Annotated in this window: 16 protein-coding genes and 1 riboswitch; of the genes, 6 read left to right on the top strand and 10 right to left on the bottom strand. The window is 42.4% G+C overall.

Annotated elements, in window-relative coordinates; genetic code table 11:
- Window positions 1-61: 61 nt before the first annotated feature.
- Window positions 62-2,632, bottom strand: a complete 2,571-nt coding sequence (gene secA / locus DV740_RS12080; protein WP_117946347.1) for a preprotein translocase subunit SecA — start codon at window positions 2,630-2,632, stop codon at window positions 62-64.
- 708 nt (window positions 2,633-3,340) lie between these two features.
- On the opposite strand from secA, the gene DV740_RS12075 reads away from it, so the two are divergent.
- Window positions 3,341-3,604 carry a TIGR03905 family TSCPD domain-containing protein gene (locus DV740_RS12075; protein WP_022244527.1) on the top strand — a complete coding sequence of 88 codons (264 nt, stop codon included), beginning with the start codon at window positions 3,341-3,343 and terminating at the stop codon, window positions 3,602-3,604.
- Between the two features lie 782 nt (window positions 3,605-4,386).
- On the opposite strand, the gene DV740_RS12070 is transcribed toward DV740_RS12075, so the two are convergent.
- Both DV740_RS12070 and DV740_RS12065 read right to left on the bottom strand, forming a co-directional pair.
- Window positions 4,387-4,815, bottom strand: coding sequence for a hypothetical protein (locus tag DV740_RS12070; protein ID WP_118056522.1), 429 nt, complete (start codon window positions 4,813-4,815; stop codon window positions 4,387-4,389).
- Between the two features lie 169 nt (window positions 4,816-4,984).
- The gene (locus DV740_RS12065) at window positions 4,985-5,746 is read right to left on the bottom strand and encodes a LysM peptidoglycan-binding domain-containing protein (RefSeq protein WP_118088180.1); all 762 of its coding nucleotides are present in this window, start codon (window positions 5,744-5,746) and stop codon (window positions 4,985-4,987) included.
- Window positions 5,747-5,881: 135 nt separating this feature from the next.
- On the opposite strand from DV740_RS12065, the gene DV740_RS12060 reads away from it, so the two are divergent.
- Window positions 5,882-7,000 (top strand): DUF4422 domain-containing protein, encoded by a 1,119-nt coding sequence (locus tag DV740_RS12060; RefSeq protein ID WP_118088179.1) that lies wholly within the window; start codon window positions 5,882-5,884, stop codon window positions 6,998-7,000.
- A gap of 50 nt (window positions 7,001-7,050) precedes the next feature.
- Here the strand turns inward: DV740_RS12060 and DV740_RS12055 are convergent, their stop codons facing one another.
- Entirely contained in the window at window positions 7,051-7,317 is a 267-nt protein-coding gene (locus tag DV740_RS12055) for an RDAC family protein (protein WP_117698453.1), read from the bottom strand.
- Window positions 7,318-8,003: 686 nt separating this feature from the next.
- Here DV740_RS12055 and DV740_RS12050 point away from each other — a divergent pair.
- Together DV740_RS12050 and DV740_RS14825 are read left to right on the top strand one after the other, a co-directional pair.
- Complete coding sequence (locus tag DV740_RS12050; RefSeq protein ID WP_118088178.1) at window positions 8,004-9,599, top strand: zinc ribbon domain-containing protein; 1,596 nt, start codon at window positions 8,004-8,006, stop codon at window positions 9,597-9,599.
- On the top strand, window positions 9,592-10,416 hold the full coding sequence (locus DV740_RS14825; RefSeq protein ID WP_158561564.1) for a TPM domain-containing protein: 825 nt from the start codon (window positions 9,592-9,594) through the stop codon (window positions 10,414-10,416). The genes DV740_RS12050 and DV740_RS14825 overlap by 8 nt, the downstream gene beginning before the upstream one ends.
- A 159-nt stretch (window positions 10,417-10,575) precedes the next feature.
- On the opposite strand, the gene DV740_RS12040 is transcribed toward DV740_RS14825, so the two are convergent.
- Window positions 10,576-11,961, bottom strand: coding sequence for an MATE family efflux transporter (locus DV740_RS12040; RefSeq protein ID WP_118088177.1), 1,386 nt, complete (start codon window positions 11,959-11,961; stop codon window positions 10,576-10,578).
- Window positions 11,962-12,759: 798 nt separating this feature from the next.
- Here DV740_RS12040 and DV740_RS12030 point away from each other — a divergent pair.
- Window positions 12,760-14,712, top strand: a complete 1,953-nt coding sequence (locus tag DV740_RS12030) for a helicase-related protein (RefSeq protein ID WP_118088175.1) — start codon at window positions 12,760-12,762, stop codon at window positions 14,710-14,712.
- An 18-nt stretch (window positions 14,713-14,730) separates the two neighbouring features.
- Complete coding sequence (locus tag DV740_RS12025) at window positions 14,731-15,609, top strand: YitT family protein (protein ID WP_117698457.1); 879 nt, start codon at window positions 14,731-14,733, stop codon at window positions 15,607-15,609.
- 21 nt (window positions 15,610-15,630) lie between these two features.
- Here the strand turns inward: DV740_RS12025 and thiM are convergent, their stop codons facing one another.
- From thiM to thiE, 5 genes are all read right to left on the bottom strand, one after another.
- Window positions 15,631-16,431 carry a hydroxyethylthiazole kinase gene (gene thiM / locus DV740_RS12020; protein ID WP_118088174.1) on the bottom strand — a complete coding sequence of 267 codons (801 nt, stop codon included), beginning with the start codon at window positions 16,429-16,431 and terminating at the stop codon, window positions 15,631-15,633.
- Between the two features lie 3 nt (window positions 16,432-16,434).
- Entirely contained in the window at window positions 16,435-16,950 is a 516-nt protein-coding gene (thiW, locus tag DV740_RS12015) for an energy coupling factor transporter S component ThiW (RefSeq protein ID WP_022243897.1), read from the bottom strand.
- Window positions 16,951-16,992: 42 nt separating this feature from the next.
- The gene (gene cytX, locus DV740_RS12010; RefSeq protein ID WP_117698459.1) at window positions 16,993-18,177 is read right to left on the bottom strand and encodes a putative hydroxymethylpyrimidine transporter CytX; all 1,185 of its coding nucleotides are present in this window, start codon (window positions 18,175-18,177) and stop codon (window positions 16,993-16,995) included.
- Window positions 18,170-18,973, bottom strand: a complete 804-nt coding sequence (gene thiD, locus DV740_RS12005; RefSeq protein WP_117841259.1) for a bifunctional hydroxymethylpyrimidine kinase/phosphomethylpyrimidine kinase — start codon at window positions 18,971-18,973, stop codon at window positions 18,170-18,172. The genes cytX and thiD overlap by 8 nt, the downstream gene beginning before the upstream one ends.
- A 400-nt stretch (window positions 18,974-19,373) precedes the next feature.
- Window positions 19,374-20,021 (bottom strand): thiamine phosphate synthase, encoded by a 648-nt coding sequence (gene thiE, locus DV740_RS11995; RefSeq protein ID WP_022243900.1) that lies wholly within the window; start codon window positions 20,019-20,021, stop codon window positions 19,374-19,376.
- A gap of 79 nt (window positions 20,022-20,100) precedes the next feature.
- A riboswitch (TPP riboswitch) is annotated at window positions 20,101-20,206 on the bottom strand.
- Between the last annotated feature and the right edge of the window lie 135 nt (window positions 20,207-20,341).

Below are 20,341 nucleotides of genomic sequence, written 5' to 3'. Positions count from 1 at the left end.
TGTCATGTTTGCTGTTATAATGCAATTATTATAAGTCGATTTAATTTTTATATTTTTATTCTTAAGCTTTTCTTCCGCAGCACTGTTTGTATTTCTTACCACTTCCGCATGGGCACGGGTCATTCGGGTAAACCTTTGCTGCCGCACGTTTCTTCGGCACGCCCTGTGCTGTTTCATCCTTATTGGTTCCGGTTACTTTTGCAACCTGCTCTCTTTCTACCTTCTGCTCTACTCTGACATGGAATAACAGGCGTACGGTATCTTCCTGAATACTGTTAATCATCTCTTCGAACATGTCATAACCGCTCATCTTATACTCTACCAGCGGGTCTCTCTGTCCATAAGCCTGTAAACCGATACCCTGACGTAACTGATCCATATCATCAATATGATCCATCCACTTACGGTCAATGACTTTCAGTAAGATGACGCGCTCTAATTCACGGACAGCTTCCGGCTCCGGGAACTCTGCTTCCTTCTCCTCGTAGAGTTTTACAGCCTGTTCTTTTAAAGCATGTTTTAACTTCTTCTGATCCTTGTATTCTTTTGCCTGCTCCGGTGTCACCTGCTGAAGTGGAATAATTGGAATCAATAACTGGTTCAGTTCATTAATGTCCCATTCTTCCGGTGGTAAATCCGGCGAAATGCAGGTATCTACTGTATTTTCCACTCTGTCGGTAATCATCTTATAGATAACATCACGCATGCTCTCGCCATTCAATACACGGAGACGCTCTGCATATATAATCTCTCTCTGGTCATTCATAACCTGATCATACTCCAACAGATTCTTACGGATTCCAAAGTTATTTCCCTCAATCTTTTTCTGTGCCTTTTCAATTGCACTGGTCAGCATCTTATGCTGAATCTGCTCGCCTTCCGGCACACCCAAAGTATTAAACATGCTAAGCAGTTTCTCAGAACCAAACAGACGCATCAAATCATCTTCCAGCGAAATGAAGAACTGGGATTCTCCCGGGTCTCCCTGACGGCCGGAACGTCCTCGCAGCTGATTATCAATACGTCTTGATTCATGACGCTCAGTACCGATGATTTTCAGACCGCCGGCTTCCTTTGCTTCATCATCCAGCTTAATATCAGTACCACGACCAGCCATGTTGGTTGCGATGGTAACCGCACCATGTACACCGGCCTGTGCTACAATTTCAGCCTCTAACTCATGGAATTTTGCATTCAAAACTTTGTGTGGTATACCACGCTTATTCAACATGGAGCTTACCAGCTCAGAAGTATCGATATTGATGGTACCAACCAGAACCGGCTGTCCTTTCTTGTATGCTTCTTCTACTTCATCCACAACAGCATGGAATTTTTCTTTCTTGGTCTTATAAACAGCATCCTCTTTATCCACACGGATAACCGGTCTGTTGGTAGGAATCTCGATAACGTCCATTCCATAGATGTCACGGAACTCTTTTTCCTCTGTCAAAGCGGTACCGGTCATACCTGCTTTCTTATCATACTTATTGAAGAAGTTCTGGAATGTAATATTGGCAAGGGTCTTGCTCTCACGTTTTACTTTTACATGCTCTTTTGCTTCAATTGCCTGATGTAATCCATCAGAATAACGCCGGCCCGGCATAATACGTCCGGTAAATTCATCTACGATTAATACCTGATCATCTTTTACCACATAATCCTGATCACGGAACATCAGATTGTGTGCACGCAGTGCTAAAATGATATTATGCTGAATCTCAAGATTATCCGGATCTGCAAGGTTATCAATGTGGAAAAACTGTTCTACCTTCTTTACACCTTCTAATGTCAGATTGACTACTTTATCCTTCTCATTTACCACGAAGTCTCCATCTTCTTCGATTTCCACTCCCATGATAGCATCCATCTTGGTGTATTCCTTCTGATCTTCACCACGTTTCATCTGTCTTGCCAGAATATCGCATGCCTCATAAATGCTGGTGGATTTGCCACTCTGTCCTGAAATGATAAGTGGTGTTCTTGCCTCGTCAATCAACACAGAGTCGACCTCATCGATAATCGCAAAATGTAATCCACGCTGTACTAACTGTTCCTTGTAAATTACCATGTTATCACGCAGGTAATCGAATCCCAATTCATTATTGGTAATATAAGTAATGTCGCAGTTATATGCATCCTGACGTTCCTTAGTATCCATGCCGTTAAACACAACGCCAACAGTCAGTCCTAAGAATTCATGAACCTGTCCCATCCACTCAGCATCACGTTTTGCCAGATATTCGTTGACAGTTACAACATGTACGCCTTTTCCTTCCAATGCATTTAAGTATGCCGGCAGGGTAGATACCAATGTTTTTCCTTCACCGGTCTTCATCTCAGCGATACGTCCCTGATGCAGGATAATACCACCAATCAGCTGAACACGGTAATGTTCCATTCCAAGCACTCTCTTTGCTGCCTCACGAACGGTTGCATATGCTTCCGGAAGCAGATCGTCCAATGTCTCACCATCAGCAAGTCTCTTTTTGAATTCTTTTGTCTTATCCTTTAACTGTTCATCAGTCAGTTCCTGCATGGCAGGCCGATAAGACTCTATCTTATCTATAAGCGGATAAATTCTTTTTAATTCTCTTTCGCTATGTGTTCCAAAGATTTTTTCTATTGCTTTCATATAATGCTCCTATCCATAATTTTGCTTACGCAACTATGAAATATTGTACCACTATCTGCCTTTCTTCACAATATCTAATCCCATGAACGTTTTATAAACTTTTTGTTAAATCAGTGGACTTTTTACAAACAGATGCTATAATAGGCAAAGATTGAACAGGCGATTGCAAAATGGAAAAACAGAATAAGATATTTTTATAGGTGAAAGACTTCACTTCTTTTTAATGGATATGAAATATCTCGTAACTCTTAGCACTTTATTTTTCTTGATTGAAGACTGTCTTTCCGGTTGCTTTGACATAGGATTCCAGAACTGTCCGCCGGTTGCGGATACAACGCCAAACCCGCAAGGGGCACTAGGAATTTCGATGAAATCATGATTATGTCCGGCAACCGGTGTATATTCACATCCGTGTTCAAATACACCTCACTGGCACATCCCTGTGCCAGTGTTGCCGGTTGCCAGTGAAATTCCAAGTGCCCCTAGCAGCTTTGCCAAGGTATCCGCACTCCGGCGGACAATTCTGGAATCATTGTCAAACATTGAAAAGACAGTCGATATAACAAAAAGGAAAATAAAGCGCTTAGAGTTACAATATTTCATATCGGAAAAGAAGAGGAGCCTTTCACCTCATAAAAAATATGTCATACACTATTTTTCATTTTGCAATCGCCTGACAACAAGTCCAGGTATAGAAAGGAGTTTCTTATGCATTACACATACAAAACCAAAGGAACCTGTTCCACCCAGATTGATTTGGATTTAGAGGGAAATGTTTTAAAACATGTTACCTTTACCAACGGATGTAACGGCAACTTAAAGGCTATCTCTTCTTTGGTAGAAGGATTAACGGTAGAAGAAGTAGAAGAAAAATTAAAGGGCATCACCTGTGGATTCAAATCCACTTCCTGTGGCGACCAACTTGCCCAGGCATGCTTAGCAGCCCTTGAAGCGCAGAAAAAAGAAGCATAACAGAACAAAGATGTGCCTTGGCACATTCCCGCGCCTGCGGCGGTCGCTTGCGACATCTACCTTATACGCTGCAGTGCGCATCCTCGCGGAGCGTTTTTTACTTTACAGGAAAGCAATTCCCTGTAAAGTGAAAAAGGGCATCATCTAAATTCTCTTAAGATGATGCCCTTTCATACTATTTCGTCCATTGGACTTTTACCTCATTTCGTATATTTCGTCTTCAATCCCTGAACCCTTCCTCCTGAATCCGTTCGCTTCTGAGTCCTGTTGGACTGGAACCATATCTTTACGTTGCCGTTCTGATTCTCCATCCACTTTTCTTTTGTATTTACCTCAGGTTTTCCTTCCGATTCTGAATCCATGAACTGAATCTGATTTTATTATTTATTATGTCAGGTTTCATAATATCTATCAGCTCTGCATTGGACCGTACCTTCCTTTCTTACTATTGCGTTTCTCTTCGTCTAAACGCTTGTCCGATTCTGATTTAATATCCTGGTGGTATCGACCTCCTCTTACATTATTATGAGTTTGTTCCTTCTCTTTCTGGTGGAATCTCCTCCTTACTTTGTTTCCGTTCATTTGTTTCTTTTGATGATTTGATTATATCTAACTATAGTTCATTTGTCAATACTATTTTTAGAATTTTCTTAATTATTTTTCGTATTTACTTTATTATATTGCATATATTGTGTAAATTATCTGAATTTTCAGTTTTATTTAAATTGTTAAAACAACTACAGGAAACATATGTAACTGTAATCTGTCTGCGATGCCATTTCCTATTCGCTGACTTTCCACTCTACCTGGGCACTTTCTTCCTTCTGAAGAGAAAGCAGAAGAGTAAATAACTGATGAATGGTCTCCATCAATTTCTGGCTTGGAAGAATTGCATACTGGGCCAGCCGGTCCAAATCAAAATAGCGGACATTCGGATCCGGCAGGAATACCATGTTGGTGCTCCGCACTTCTTCTCCACAAGTCTCAATATTTTCATAAGTAATCATTACAAATTCATTTCCATGCTCTTCGCAGGAATAGGCTGTATAACACTCATCTACTACCCACTGCTTTCCGTCGGCTTCTACAACCGGCTTTTCGGATTCCTCTTTATATTCGCTGGTCTTCATCTCAACATTCCAGTGCTGCTTTCCCTCTTTGGTTCTCTCATATAAATGCTCTAATGTGCTGTTTAAAAATTCTGGTGTCATTTTTTGCTGTCTCCTTCTATTTACTATTGTTTTTGTTCTGTACTTTTATGTTGTGGCTGTCCGCAGTTGCATTCGGACAGCCCCGGTTATTTTTGTCCTGTTTTTCTATTATAACACAGCCGCTTCTGCTGTGAAACCATAAGAAACAATACTTTTTAATGCCTTTTCTTTAACGAAGCCCGGATTCCTTTGCCTCTGTTTCCAGTCCGTTGGCAAAATAATCCGCCATAGCAATAATCTGCCGCTGGATATTCCAGAATGTCTGTAAATCTTTTTCATAATTGCCGGCAAGCCGCTCACTGATTTCCTGTCCGGTCAGGTCTACGTACATACGGAACATTTCTTTTAATACACTTTCTTCATATTCCGGTGTTGCAAATGCCAAAAGCTCTGCGATGCGGTCTGCATTTTCGTTTAACCGTCGTACCTGCTCCTCCGTATCCTTCGCTCTCCCTTCTTTTTTCTGGGTGATCAGTCCACCGGTAAGCTCTACCTGGCGCACCAGTAAATCTCTGAGGCTGTTCACCGTATTTTCCGGATAATATCTGCCGAAAAGGTCTGCTATTTCCTCTGCATTGTCAATTAATGCAGTAACCAGTTCCTGCTGATCCGGCAAATCCGCTGCCATGCTGACCAAAAGCATCCGGAGCAGGTAGGTATGATTCAGCCATGCCATCCGCATCAGTTCTTTTAAATTTCCTTTTCCATTGTTATTGGAAATCCCGGAATTTTCGGTATTTCCCAGCATTTCCGGTCTTGTGTATTCTCTGCCCGGGCATATTTCTATCTTCATTCCAATCTGTAAATTGTAAGGATTTATCCTTGGATTGCTTAAAATAATAGAGGATACCGTCGTCTTATACTGCCGGGAAAGTTTGTATAATGTATCCCCCGCTTCCACGGTATGTTCAATTGAATTGCTGCAGTTCACGCTGACCTCTTTCCATTCTTTCTTACTTTCGTATTAGTTTATGTCAAAAATATTGATTGGTTCCCTGATTTGCTCTTGTCAAGGAATGCGATTGCGTATACAGTAAGGGAAAAGCATGTTTTCGCGAGGTGTATTATGTCCATTAAAATATTCGTTATGACCCACAAACAATTTGAAGCTCCCACTGATTCCATGTATGTTCCCCTGCAGGTCGGACATGCAATTTCTCCGGAATTGGGCTATCTTGCGGATGATACCGGAGATAATATTTCCCGGAAAAACAAAAGTTTCTGCGAGCTGACTGGCATCTACTGGCTCTGGAAAAATTACCATGCCTGCGATTATATCGGCATCTGTCATTACCGCCGCTATCTCATAAATAGGCAGGGGCTTATTTTCACGGAAAGAGAGCTGATGCGGCTGCTTCAGAATCATGACATGATCACACCAAAGCTTCTGACTTTAAATACTTCGTATTTTAATGGTTTCAGCCAGAACCATCACCAGAAGGATCTGCTGATTACTGAGCAGGTTATTTCTGAAAAATACCCGGACTATGTGCCTGTTTTTCACCATATGGTTCATGATGTACATACTTATTTTGGGAATATTTTCATTACTTCAAAAGAACGATTTGATGCCTACTGTGAATGGCTGTTTGACATTCTCTTTGAAGTGGAGTGCCGGGTCGATATCAGCAGCTATGATAATTACTGCAAGCGGTTGTTTGGATTCCTGTCGGAATTTCTGTTAACAGTTTACATTGCGAAGCAGAATCTCTCCACTTATGAATGTATGGTGGGGATGTCCGGCGAAAAACATGAAACAAGAGTGCTCCGGGAATCTCTGGCAAAATGTTTTGCGGATGGCGACTACCAGAAAGCCCAGTCCATTTTCATGGAAAACTATGTGAAACGTCCGGACATTCTGATGGAAGCTTCTGATATTACCGGTGAATTGCACCTTTGCATGCAGGTAATTTCTACCTGTTCCTTTGAACAGGAACTTTATGGGCACAACCTTTTAGATATGATTCATGATTATCATTCCCTGATGGAATTCTGTCACCGGTTAAATGAAATTGTAAATCATTTTCTTACAGGAACAGAGTCTGCCGCTGATATTTCATGGCTCAAAAAATCCACTGCTCTCTCTCCGAAAGCAGTGGATATAGCGATTCAAATGTTCTGTTCTGATGAGGACTTAAAAGAGAACGTATTTTCAAAAATCTGTTCCCATCTCAAAGATTTTTGAATTCCGGCTTCTTCCTTCTAATCTGCCCATCTTTCCGGTCTCATCTGTTTCTACTGGCAGGCTGCCACAGAAACGGTCCGGCATCCCGGTGAAATAATTTCGCAATGGTCAGAGAATGTTACGGTCATTCCCTCTTTTTCAAAAAATGCTTCAATTGCCGCTTTGAGCATACCCTCTTTACCATCACATGCACAAAATCCTAACGGTTCTACAACGGCTGTCTCCGCATCATGAAAGCTAATACGGTATGGCAGGCGTTGTTCATGTAACGCTGCATTCAGGTGTGCAATCTGGTTATAAGTAAATTCCTGTCTCATAAGCACCCCTCCTCTACGGTCGTATGACAACTCTCTCGTATTACTTCTATATATATATATATATATTATAACTCAATTTTCTGAAAATATAAAGTAAAATGTATTTACTTTCTGTTATATTTCTATTACCATATTAGTATATTACATTAGGTCATTGTCAACGAGATAAGTTGATACCGGAAAACTTTGGTATCGAAGAACCTTTTGTTTTTATAATATGAAATACCTGCATTTCTTATGTGTGTGTTTCGCTTGATGATAAACTGTCTTTCCGTTGCTTTGACGGAATCGCTGCACTGTCCGTCGATTGTAGATGCCACCTAACGGCTGCAAGGGGCACCGGAAATTTCGGACAATATATCACTTTATCCGGCAACCGGTGCAAATTCACATCCGTGCTCATATGCACCTCTCTGGCACATCCCTGTGCCAGTGTTGCCGGTTTTCAGGCGAAATTCCAAGTGCCCCTAGCAGTCGTTATAAGGCATCTGCATTTCGACGAACCGTACAGCGATTTTGTCAAACATTGGAAAGATAGTTTTTATAACCAAAAGTGAAACACACACATTAGAAATTCGGTATTTTTATATCTAAAACAAAGGTCTTCGATACCAGAAGTTTTCCGGGGACAACGTATCCTTGTGCGGTCAATACCTGAGTATATTAAATCAAAAGAGGAGAATGTTATGTATGAATGTCCCAATTGTGGAGGAAATCTAAGGTTTGATATTCCAACACAATCACTTTTCTGTGACTACTGTCACACACAGCTGAATCCTTACAGCTATCAGAAGGATCACGACGCTGTGGAGACATCTACTTATGATGTCAACATTTTCACCTGTCCGCAATGCGGCGGTGAAATCTTAAGTACCGAGAATGCTGCAACCGGATTCTGTAGTTTCTGTGGTGCTTCTACGATTCTTGACAGCCGGATTGCCAGGGAAAAACGTCCGGACTACATTGTTCCTTTCCAGATTACCAAGGAGGACTGCAAGAAGGCTTATGGCAAAATGATGCGCCATGCCATTTTTGCCCCTAAGGAACTGAAAGACCCGCGCAATGTAGACAATTTCCGTGGGATTTATATGCCTTACTGGGTATATAACATTACCCACGAAGGTACGGTACAGCTGCCGGCTGAAAAAAGCCACCGGGAAGGTAACTATATTGTAACCGACCACTATAATCTGCTCTGCCAGACGGATGCCTATTATAAAGGGCTCTCTTATGATGCGTCTTCTTCTTTTTCGGATGTTATCAGCGAGAATATTGCTCCCTTTGATGTGCGCGGCATGAAAAGTTTTACTCCGTCCATTCTGTGTGGTTTCTATGCTGATACTGCCGATGTGGACAGCGATATTTATCTGGAGGACGCAAAAGCCATTGCCAATGAACAGACTTATTCCAAAGTCAAAAAAATACCTGCCTTCCAGGAATTTAGTTTTATTTATCCGGAAACAAACCATTATATGAGTTATGCATTAAATACGGAATGCAAGGAAGCTGCCAGCGCCATGCTTCCGGTATGGTTCTTATCCTACCGTAACAAAGACCGCGTTGCCTACGCTACGGTCAATGGACAGACCGGAAAGGTTGCTGCTGATATCCCGGTAGATAGACGTAAATTTTTACTCGGTTCCTTTCTACTGGCTATCCCGGTTTTTCTGCTTTTAAATCTTTTCTTTACCATACGGCCTGCTTCAACCCTGATACTTTCTGCGGCACTGGCACTTTTTGCCTCCATTATTTATTTTGTGGAGCTGAGCGAAATCCATAGTCAGGAAACCTATGAGCATGACAGGGGATATCAGTCCAAACAGGGAAATGTCAAGAAAGAAGCCAAAGTAAAAGTAAACTTAAAGCCCCATAAAAGCATGAAATCTAAATTTGAAAACATAATTCCTTATCTGTTTTTAGGTGTATTTGCAATTCAGGTTCTAATGGGAATCTTTAGTTCCGGCGGTTTTTCATTTTCTAAAATTGTCATGCTTATTGTTATCGGCGGTGGGGTTCTGACTTCGCTGTTTGGATTTTCCCAGTTCAGTGAAACAACCACTCGTGGAAAAATTCCGGGATTCCTAGGTGCCTTAATTTCCATTGCTGCTGCCGGAATGATTACTTTCCTGCATCCGGTTTCCGACCTTTATTACTATGGTGGTGCAATTGTATCTTTTGCCGGTATTATTTTTACGCTTCTTAGCATTTTAAAGGAATACAATATGCTTACCATGCGGAAACTGCCGCAGTTTAACCGACAGGGAGGTGATGACCGTGCCTGATACATATAAGAAGAAATACAGCTCTTTTTCTGCAAAAATAATTCTTGGCTGCCTGCTTGCATGTTTCTTCCTCTTACTTAACGGAAGTATTACCTGCAAAGCCGAAACCAAGACCTATACCAATAAAAGCACCGGTTATCAGGTTATCGTTGAGGACGATGCCAACCTTTTAACAGACGAGGAAGAAACCACCCTTGGAAAAGAGATGGCTCCGATTACCACTTACGGAAGTGTTGCTTTTAAATCCATCGATTACAATCCTTACTATTCTACTGAGGATTATATCCGAAGCTATTACCGCGACACCTTCGGTTCCACCAGTGCAACCGTATTTCTCATTGATATGGACAATCGGAACATCTGGATTCACAGCAACGGAACCATTTATGAAACCATTACGAAAAGTTATGCCAACACTATCACCGATAATGTATACAAATATGCCTCTGATGGTGATTATTACACCTGTGCATTTACCGCTTTTGGTCAGATTAATACATTGCTCGAAGGGCGAAAAATTGCGCAGCCGATGAAATATATCAGTAATGCCTTTTTAGCAGTTATCATTGCTTTGTTGTTAAATTATTTTCTGGTACGTTCCTTCTCCCGTGCGAAGAGACCATCGAAAACAGATCTTTTAGGAAAGGTATTTACACAGTGCAATATTGTCAATCCAAATGTCCGTTTTATCCGGCAATCCCGTGTCTACAGTCCGCCTTCCAGCAGCGGCAGCGGTGGCAGTAGCGGTGGCAGCAGCGGTGGCGGCGGTGGCAGCAGCAGTGGCGGTGGCGGCGGTGGCGGCGGTCACAGCTTCTAATCCCAAGACCTGCCTTTTGCCGTTTCATACCGCTATTTCATAACCTGTAGAACCTGCCACCGGCAAATTCCTGCATATGTCCGGAAATAGCAAAAATCCCATGGAGAATATTTCTGTTTTCCATGGGATTCTTTTTGACGTTTTTTATATTAATATTTTTTATACTGCTTTCTTTTCTAAATTTTTCATGATATTTAATTCACGCAGTGCATAGAAAATGGCAACGACAGCTGCAGCGGCATCTGCGATTGGTCCTGCATACATTACTCCGTCGATTCCCATAAACAAAGGGAAAATAAGAATCAGCGGCAGTAAAAACAGCACCTGCCTGGTCAGTGATACAACAATACCAAGTCTGGCTTTTCCAATGGATGTAAAGAAACCAGAAGACATTGGCTGGATTCCATTGATAAATGTCATAAACATAAAAATTCTGAAATACCGCTCTGCGAACTGGAAATATTCTGTACTTCCATCACCAAATACCGCCACCAGCTGATGTGGAAATATCTGAAATACAATAAAAAATGCAACACCCACCAGCACGGATATCTCAAAGGCACGCCAAAATGTTTTTCTTACTCTCCCAAAACTTCCCGCTCCATAATTAAAGCCCCAGATTGGCTGGCACCCCTGGGAAATTCCAATACAGATTGCCATAAATACCATATTTACTTTTGAGATAATTCCAACGCAGGCAAGGGGGATATCTGTTCCATATACAGACATTTCTCCGTAATGACGCAACGTATTATTCATGGTAATCTGCACGATTGCCATGGCTATCTGGTTGATGCAGGAAGCCATTCCCAATGCTGCAATCGCTTTCATATATTTTACCCTTGGACGAAGCATGGAAAACCGAAGTTCCATTTTTCGGAATTTTACAAAATATATAATAACAAGCAGACCTGATACAAACTGTCCGATTACAGTTGCCCATGCGGCTCCTTTGATTCCCCAGTTAAATGTAAAAATAAATAACGGGTCTAAAATCGTGTTGATAATTGCGCCCACAAGCATGCAGGTCATGGAATAGGTCGGGCTTCTGTCCGCACGAATCAGATGCGTTCCACCAGTTGTGGATACCAGAAACGGGATTCCAAAGGCTGTAATAAATGTATAATCCTGTGCATATGGCAGCACATCTGGTGTTACACCAAATAAATACAGCAGCGGATTTAAAAACAGCAATACGATTGCTGCAATTATCACTCCACAGATAAACAGAAGACCCAGTCCTGTTCCTGCAATCTTATTTGCTTCTTCTACATTTCCTTTTCCGGTCTCCAGATTATAATTGGATGCACTTCCGATTCCAAGTAACAATGCCGTTGCCGTGCAGATAATGGATACCGGAAATGCAATATTTGTTGCGGCATTTCCAAGCATGCCAACGCCCTGTCCGATAAATATCTGATCTACTATATTATAAAGGGAACTTACCAGCATGCTAATGATTGCCGGTATTGCAAAGCGGGCAATCAGTTTCCCGATTTTTTCTTCCGCCAGCGGATTCTTCGTAGTTTCTACTGTGTGTTCCATCGCGGTCTCCTTTCTTTCTCCGGCGAGGGGGAAAGCTTAAAACTTAATATATATAATCAATTGGTTATTCAGCAATTAACTGTTTTTTAACGGAAAATGCCAACAGTTCTTAGGTACATGTTTTTCTTGATTGTAAACTGTCTTTTGCCTGCTTTGACTGGAATACTGTACTGTCCGCTGGATACGGATGCCACATAAGTCCTGCAAGGGGCACTAGGAATTTCGATTTACAGCCTGCTTTGTCTGGCAACCGGCACAAATTCACATCCATGTTCAATTGTGCCTCGCTGGTACATCCCTGTACCAGCGTTGCCTGTTGTCAGACGAAATTCCAAGTGCCCCTAACAGTCCTTAAAATACATCCGTATTTCAGCGAACGGTGCAGTATTACTGTCAAACATGGAAAAGACTGTTTTCATAGCAAAAAGAAAAACATGTACTTTAGAACTGTGGGATTTTCCAGTCCCAAACAGGCAATTGGTGAATAACCAATGATTTTGTATTATCTTATAAGCTTTCCCCATCGCCTGCATAAAGCATTTCATACCGAACGATTGTAACACCCATTTTCTCCGAAGTCAAACCAGCGGTGGAAGAGATTTCATAGAACATAGAATGTGCCTTGGCACATTCTCGCGCCTGCGGCGGTCGCTTGCGACATCTACCTTATACGCCGCAGTGCGCATCCCCGCGGAGCGTTTCTTACTTTACAGGAAAGCAATTTCCTGTAAAGTGAAAAATATGTCTTTTGCAACCATACCCAAAGAATGGTATACTTAGCATAGATATGGAGGTCGTATGATACAGACAGATAAATTGGTACAATTCTATTGTGCCCAGTATAAAACCTTTGCGAAAAAGAAGCATAAAAAAACGATACCGGAAACAGGTCCTTATCCGAAGCGGATGCAGCGGCTTTCCAAGGAACTGCTGGCTATCCATTCTCCGAAGATAAAGCAGCCGCAGCTGGAGAATTATCACCGTCAGCTCCGTAATCTTTCCTATTTTGTTTATCGGGATGCCAATCCCATTTATATTATGCAGTTTGAGACTTATCTTGTTGCTGAGCTGGTCCGTCTTGATATCAGTTCCCTGCGGGACGAGGAACCGGAATTAATTACAGAGCGTTTCTTAAACTTTTTATATCAGGAAATGCCCCTTGCAATCTGCCGGCGCACCTTAAAGGATTTGTGCCATCAGTATGGACAATTTGGAATGCGTCATCAGATTGTCGGGATGGTTCCGTTGAAACCGGAAACAGAATTTCCACAGACCAGGGGCATGCAGCGGCATTTTATCCTGCATGTTGGTCCTACTAACTGTGGCAAGACTTATCACGCATTAGAGCGTTTAAAAGATGCTTCGTGCGGAGTCTATCTCGGTCCTTTGCGTCTTCTGGCGCTGGAAATCTATGAGAAAATGAAAGATGCCGGCATTGCCTGTACAATGCTTACCGGAGAAGAATGCATTCCGGAGGAAAACAGCCGGATTACTTCTTCTACCATTGAAATGTTGGACATGGAACAGCACTATGATATTGCCGTTATTGATGAAGCACAGATGATTGCAGACCGTGACCGTGGGCACTCCTGGACCCGCGCTATTCTGGGGGTAAAAGCAGATGAAATCCATATCTGCATGAGTCCTGCTGCCGAGGAAGTTGTTACCCACCTCATAGCCCTTTGCGAGGATACCTTTGAGGTTCGCCACTATGAACGGAAAACTGCACTGGTCTGTGAGCAAGAGGCATTTGTTTTTCCGGATGATGTCACAGAAGGTGATGCACTAATCACTTTTACCAAGCGTGCTGTCTTAGACATTGCCGGACGATTAGAACGTGAGGGAATTCGTGCCAGTGTCATCTACGGCAGTCTTCCACCGGAAATCCGCAGAAGACAGATTCGTCTTTTCTTAAGCCACAAAACAAAAGTAGTGGTTTCCACCGATGCCATCGGTATGGGACTGAATCTTCCGGTACGAAGAATTGTTTTTATCCAGACAGAAAAGTATGACGGCATTTCCACCCGCCCGCTTAATATTCCGGAGATACGGCAGATTGCCGGACGTGCCGGACGTTTTGGCATGTATGACACCGGTTATGTCAATGCCATGGGCGAGGATGCCAGAAATTATATTGCCAAACGTTTTGACCAGCCGGAACCGGTTATTAAGAAGGTAAGCCTTGGTTTCCCACATGTCCTTTTAGATATGGACGAGCCATTAAATGCCATTTTAAAAATATGGAAATCCGTAGAGCCCTCTGCTCCTTTTGAGAAAATCAGCATTGACGAAATTCTCTTTCTATATGATAAGGCATATAAAGCCCGTAAAGAAATCGATGGGTTTGAGGATAAACATACCCTCTACCGGATGCTGACCTGCTCCATTGATATCAAAAACCGGGATATCGTTGATTTGTGGCTCTATTACTGTAAAACCTATACTGCTGATGTCTCCCTTCATTTTCCATCACTGATTATGTGTAATGACAAGGGACTGATGCGTTACGAAACTTTTTATAAAATGTTGGACTTGTACCATCAGTTTTCCACCAGAATGGGAAAAATTTCTGATAGCGAGCGATTAAACCGGGAACGGGAAAAGACAGAAGATACAATTATGAAGCTTCTTGCCAAAGATAAGAAGGATTATATCCGCACCTGTAAATACTGCGGCGTAACGCTGCCGGTAGGTTATCCGTTCCGGGTCTGTGAGAAGTGTTATGGACACAGTCCCTATAAAAAAATCTGATAACAGGAGGTAATCATTATGTTTCTTTCCATTGAGTCCAAACATCCAAAATTTTATCAGGTCTTCCGGATTTTCATCGTATTTTTTGCATCGATTCTGTATGCATGGAACCTGCGTTGTTTTGCGAAAACTGCCGGATTATTTCCGGGTGGCTTTTCCGGAGTATCCCTGCTCTTGCAGGAAATCGGACTGACCTTTTTCCATATTGATATTCCATATACCTTTTTCAACGTGGCTTTAAATATTTTCCCAATCTATATCGGTTTCCGGTTCCTTGGGAAAAAATTTACCTGGTACTCGATTCTTACGATTTTCTTATCCAGTATTTTCGTAGACCTGCTGCCGGCTTATGTATTTACACAGGATGTTCTTTTAATCAGTGTGTTCGGTGGTCTTTTAAACGGATTTGCCATCTGCCTGTGCTTAAACGTTGGAACTACTACCGGTGGAACCGATTTTATCAGTATTTATCTTTCTTCCCAGAAGGGAATTGATGCATGGAATTATATTCTCCTTGGCAATGTCATTATCCTTGCCATTGCAGGTGCTCTCTTTGGCTGGTCTATTGCACTTTATTCCATTATTTACCAGTTCTGCAGCACACAGGTAATTCAGATGCTTTATAAGCGTTACAAGAAAGAGACTCTGTTTATTATTTCTGATAAATCCAATGAAATTTATCATGCGATCCGGGAAACCACCAACCACGATGCCACCCTCTTTCAGGGCATTGGCTGTTATGAAGAAAAAGAAAAGACGCTTATCTACTCCGTCATTAATACGGAGGCTAAGCGCCAGTTAATTCCTATGATACGTTCCATCGACCCACATGCCTTTATCAATATTGTAAAGACAGAAGAATTGGAAGGCCGGTTCCACAATACGCCAAATGATTAATGCATCATCTGGTATACAAAACTACTTTTCCTGATACCGGTCATAAATTTTCTCCGGTGTCATCAACGAAACTTCATCGATGAAAGCATTTCGGAATGTCATGGTACCGCCCTGACATTCCTTTGTTTTTTCTGCGGCTGCCTCGCCGCACAATCCAATAAAACTGCAGCAGGCTGCTGCCGCTTCTATGGTTGCTTCCACTCCAAGAAATGCACCCAGCATAACCGATGACATACAACCGCTTCCGGTAATATGTGCCATCATTTCATGGCCGCTTCTGCATTCAAAGACTTCTCTGCCATCCGTAATCACATCCACTGCACCGGATGCTATCAGTATCGTCTTCTGTGCTTTCGCATACTGCTTCATGTTTTCCACATCAACAGACTTATCCGATGCATCCACACCGGTTACGGTATTGCAGTCCTTTAACAGTGCACGAATCTCAGAATAATTTCCCCGAATGCAGGTCGGGTGAATTTCTTTTATCAAAGTCTGGCATTGCATCCGCCGGTAAGTAGAACCGGAAATTCCTACCGGGTCTAATACAATGGCATGTCCCATTTCATCCGCTTTCTTTCCGGCTTTCTCCATTGCTTCAAAATCCGCAATAGCTCCAAGATTGCAGACTAAGGCTGCTGCCCCTTCTGTTATCTCTTCCACTTCCAGCGGATGATGTGCCATGGTCGGAGATGCGCCTGCTGCCAGCAGAATATTAGCACAGTCATTGACGGTCACCGCATTGGTTATACAGTGAATGACCGGACGTTTCTTTTTTATTTCCTGATGCAGTTCTGTAATTTTTCCGGCTTCTAATTCCATATTCTAGTTCTCCAGACTGTCTTTCATTTTTGCTAACATTCCTGATTTCTTTAAAGGAATGGTAATAATCATTGCAATAATAGTTCCGCCACAGGTACTGATTAAGAATGGTACTACAAAAGTAAATAATGCAGCTGCTGTATTTCCCATTACCAGATAAGCAACCGGATAAGAAAGCATTCCACCGATAATTCCGGTTCCTACTACCTCACCGATATATGCAAATGGGAGTTTCTTTCCATATTTATAAAGGAGTCCGCCAAGAAGTGCTCCACACATACTTCCCGGGAATGCCAGTGGGCTTCCCAGTGCTAAAAGGTTACGGATTAAGGATGCAATAAATGCCTGGGCAAGTCCCCACCAAGGTCCTACCAGAACAGCACACAATACATTTACAAGATGCTGTACCGGGGCACATTTTGAGCCGAATACCGGAAATGAAAACAGGCTTCCTACGACTGCGATTGCTGCAAAAATTGCGGTTACGGTTAATTTCTTTAAGTTTGATTTGTGATTCATTTTGTCCTCTCTTCTGTTCCCATCCGAGAGGACAGGAACTTTTTAGTTTTTCTTTACTGCCTCTGCAACTTTTTCCACAATCACGCAGAGAATGACGGTAACCACCATATCCGGAAGTGTATTTCCAACCGGAGTATCAATGTGCATCAGCACACGGTAAAGTACAAATCCGATAAGCCAGACACCCAGATTACGCCACTGAAATGCCATGTCTTTTGCATTGGCTTTCTTTAAAATAAAGTAATCTGCAATCTGTACGGCAATCATCGGAGCAAAGACAGAACCGATAAGATATAAGAAATTTGTAATGTTATCCATTGGATATACAATTGCTGCAACAGTTCCGATTACCGTTACAATAATTGCTGCCCATTTCTCATTGATTTTCTCAGAAATGGATACACTGGAAACACCTGCAGAATAAGCATCCAAGAAAGTCGTTGTTACTGTTGAGAAAATGATAATCACAAGTCCTACGATACCAAATCCGGTCTTTAACATAATCTGTGCAATATCATATTCACCGGTAATAAGTGCTGCACCCATACCAATGACATACATGAAAATACTGACCAGACTGTATACAACAACGCTGACTGCGGTTGCTGCAAATGGTTTTTCTGCTTCTCTTGTATAATCACTGATTAATGGCAGCCAGGAAAGTGGCATTGCTACCGCAAGCTCTACGGCTGCGCCAAAGGTAAGGCTTCCATCATCCACGATTGCCGGAATGGCTCCATTTCCAATAAAAATCACTTTAAATAATACCAGTGACAGGATAAATAATGCGGTCATTGCAACGGTATTGAGCTTTCCAAGATTCGTAAGTCCAATCAGGATCCAAAGGATAATGAGAACTCCGATAATGGCTGCCCAGAACCAGTTTGCTACCGGAATGACACCGTTGGCTGCCAGTGCGCCATCATAAATCATTATGGCAGTCCAGCCTACCAGCTGCAATACATTCAACGCTGCAAAAAGAAGACTTCCCTTCTCTCCAAAGCTCATTTTTACGGTTTCCATGGCACTTCTTCGTTCTCTTGCACCAATCATTCCTGCTGCAAACATCATCAGTCCACCGATTAAGTGTCCCAATAAGATAGCTGCCATGGCTTTGCCAAATCCAAGTGGTGCAAAATAAGTTCCGGTTAAAATTTCAGCTATGGATACACCGGCTCCAAACCAGATTAATCCGTTACTGAATACAGATGTCTTCTTCTCATTCATTGGTATATTCTCCTTCTATTGCAAATGCGTGATTCATCGGGCCGCTTCCCTTTCCAAGGTCTAACATGGCTGCCAGTGCGCCGGATATGTAATTCTTTGCATACTGCACGGATGTTTCCAGGCTACGTCCCTTGGCAAGATTAGATGCTATGGCAGATGATAAGGTACAACCGGTTCCGTGGGTGTTTGGATTGTCAATTCTCTTTCCGTGGAACCATACCGGCTCTTTGTCCTTCTGCCAGAGCAAATCATTGGCATCATTTAACTGATGTCCGCCTTTTAACAGCACGGCACAACCGAAGGTTTTACAAATGATTTCTGCTGCTTTTTCCATATCTGCTTCTGTCTTTATCTCCATACCGGAAAGCACTTCCGCTTCCGGGATATTTGGGGTTATAACAGTTGCCAGAGGCAATAATTTAGTTTTCAATGTACCGATAGCGTCATCGCTGATGAGCTTTGCTCCGCTGGTCGCTACCATAACAGGATCCACGACTATATTTTTTGCGTGGTACGCTGTCAGTTTGTCCGCAATTGTCTCTATCAGAGCACTGGAAGAGACCATTCCGGTCTTCACTGCATCCGGATATATATCCGTAAAAATACGATCCAGCTCCTCTGCCAAAAATTCTGGAGTTACCTCCATAATGTCTGTTACGCCGGTTGTATTCTGGGCAGTAAGTGCCGTGATCGCACTCATGGCGTATACGCCATTGGCGGTCATCGTCTTAATATCTGCCTGGATGCCGGCGCCTCCACTGGAATCACTTCCAGCGATTGTTAATGCTGTGTTCATACATTTGTCTCCTTTGCATTAATTTTGTATAGCGACCTAAGGTGGTGCCCCCAATCTGCCGCTGTGGTTTGTTATTACATTGCAGGCGATGATATATCTTACTATATTTCCAATGAGCAATCCCGCTGCCCTTGCATACCTTCTTTGTCTTTCAGGGTCACTAGAATTTCCCGTAAGTATATCTTTTTTCCGGCAAACGGCGAAAAGTTGCATCCATGCTCCATTCCGCCTCGCCGGCACATCCATGATGCCGGCGTTGCCTGTTGAATAGGGGAAATCCAAGTGTCCCAGGAAAGACAAAGAAATGGTATTCCAAGGACAGCGTGTTTCCTCATTCAAAATAAGACTCATCTTATCATCATCTGCACTTTATATAAGTAAGACTTTTTTATGTCCTATCTTATTCATGATTTTTTACTACCATATTTACTTTTTGCAACAGTTCTTTCGTTCCCTCTTCGATGTCTTCACATGCGAAGATCCCACTTACAACTGCTGCTCCTGCAATTTCGCATCCTTTTAATTTCAGGATGTTATCGTGGTTGATGCCGCCAATTGCGACTACGGGGATGGTGACGCTCTGACAGATTTCCTGTAGCAGGGTTAGTTCCATCGGCTTTGCATCAGTCTTGGTGCTGCTGCCAAATACGGCTCCGCTTCCTAAGTAATCTGCACCGGCTTTTTCTGCTGCCTGTGCCTGTTCTATTGTTTTCGCAGTCACTCCGATGATTTTATCTGTTCCAAGAATTTCTCTTGCACGGGTCAGCTCCATATCGGACTGTCCCACATGCACGCCATCGGCTCCTATCCTTTCTGCCAGTTCCACATTATCATTGATGATCAATGGTACCCTATAACGGTGGCAGAGTTCCAAAAGGCTTCTGCCTTCTGCTTCAAATTCCGGCTCAGATAATTCTTTTTCCCGAAGCTGCACTAAAGTAACTCCGCCCTTCAATGCTTTTTCTACCTGCTCATATAAGGTCTCTCCCTTAAGCCAGCTACGGTCGGTAATAGCATAAAGAAGAAGCTGTTCTCTTGTAATATTCATATGTGATTTCTCCTCACCACCTGCAAAAACAAAAGTGCAGGACCCCTGTAAAAAAGATTCCTGCACACTAAGTAATCGCACCTGCGTTTCGTTATCTCCCTACGTTGGCATTATCCAAATCAGGTTCTGGGTTAAAGCTTCTGCTTACTCTCAGCCCGCCTATGCGAGCACCCCATTTTTCAACGATTTTTATTATACACATTCCCCACAAAAAAGCAAGCTATGTTTTCCATAAAATACCTTGAAAACCACAAAAAAATGGCTTAGAATTAGTTTAGCTTATTATATCATTGTACGAAAGAGAAGGATTAAGAATATCT

This window comes from Roseburia sp. AF02-12, assembly GCF_003461765.1.
Classification (GTDB): Bacteria; Bacillota; Clostridia; order Lachnospirales; family Lachnospiraceae; genus Roseburia_C; species Roseburia_C amylophila.
The sequence above is the reverse complement of the archived record's forward strand: the minus strand, read 5'-3'. Positions and strand labels throughout refer to the sequence as shown.

What these genes read in the sequence shown, in the direction of transcription:
- secA (WP_117946347.1), bottom strand. Translation starts at nt 2,632, where the DNA reads ATGAAAGCAATAGAAAAAATCTTTGGAACACATAGCGAAAGAGAATTA.
- DV740_RS12075 (WP_022244527.1), top strand. Translation starts at nt 3,341, where the DNA reads ATGCATTACACATACAAAACCAAAGGAACCTGTTCCACCCAGATTGAT.
- DV740_RS12070 (WP_118056522.1), bottom strand. Translation starts at nt 4,815, where the DNA reads ATGACACCAGAATTTTTAAACAGCACATTAGAGCATTTATATGAGAGA.
- DV740_RS12060 (WP_118088179.1), top strand. Translation starts at nt 5,882, where the DNA reads ATGTCCATTAAAATATTCGTTATGACCCACAAACAATTTGAAGCTCCC.
- DV740_RS12055 (WP_117698453.1), bottom strand. Translation starts at nt 7,317, where the DNA reads ATGAGACAGGAATTTACTTATAACCAGATTGCACACCTGAATGCAGCG.
- DV740_RS12050 (WP_118088178.1), top strand. Translation starts at nt 8,004, where the DNA reads ATGTATGAATGTCCCAATTGTGGAGGAAATCTAAGGTTTGATATTCCA.
- DV740_RS12040 (WP_118088177.1), bottom strand. Translation starts at nt 11,961, where the DNA reads ATGGAACACACAGTAGAAACTACGAAGAATCCGCTGGCGGAAGAAAAA.
- DV740_RS12030 (WP_118088175.1), top strand. Translation starts at nt 12,760, where the DNA reads ATGATACAGACAGATAAATTGGTACAATTCTATTGTGCCCAGTATAAA.
- DV740_RS12025 (WP_117698457.1), top strand. Translation starts at nt 14,731, where the DNA reads ATGTTTCTTTCCATTGAGTCCAAACATCCAAAATTTTATCAGGTCTTC.
- thiM (WP_118088174.1), bottom strand. Translation starts at nt 16,431, where the DNA reads ATGGAATTAGAAGCCGGAAAAATTACAGAACTGCATCAGGAAATAAAA.
- thiW (WP_022243897.1), bottom strand. Translation starts at nt 16,950, where the DNA reads ATGAATCACAAATCAAACTTAAAGAAATTAACCGTAACCGCAATTTTT.
- cytX (WP_117698459.1), bottom strand. Translation starts at nt 18,177, where the DNA reads ATGAATGAGAAGAAGACATCTGTATTCAGTAACGGATTAATCTGGTTT.
- thiD (WP_117841259.1), bottom strand. Translation starts at nt 18,973, where the DNA reads ATGAACACAGCATTAACAATCGCTGGAAGTGATTCCAGTGGAGGCGCC.
- thiE (WP_022243900.1), bottom strand. Translation starts at nt 20,021, where the DNA reads ATGAATATTACAAGAGAACAGCTTCTTCTTTATGCTATTACCGACCGT.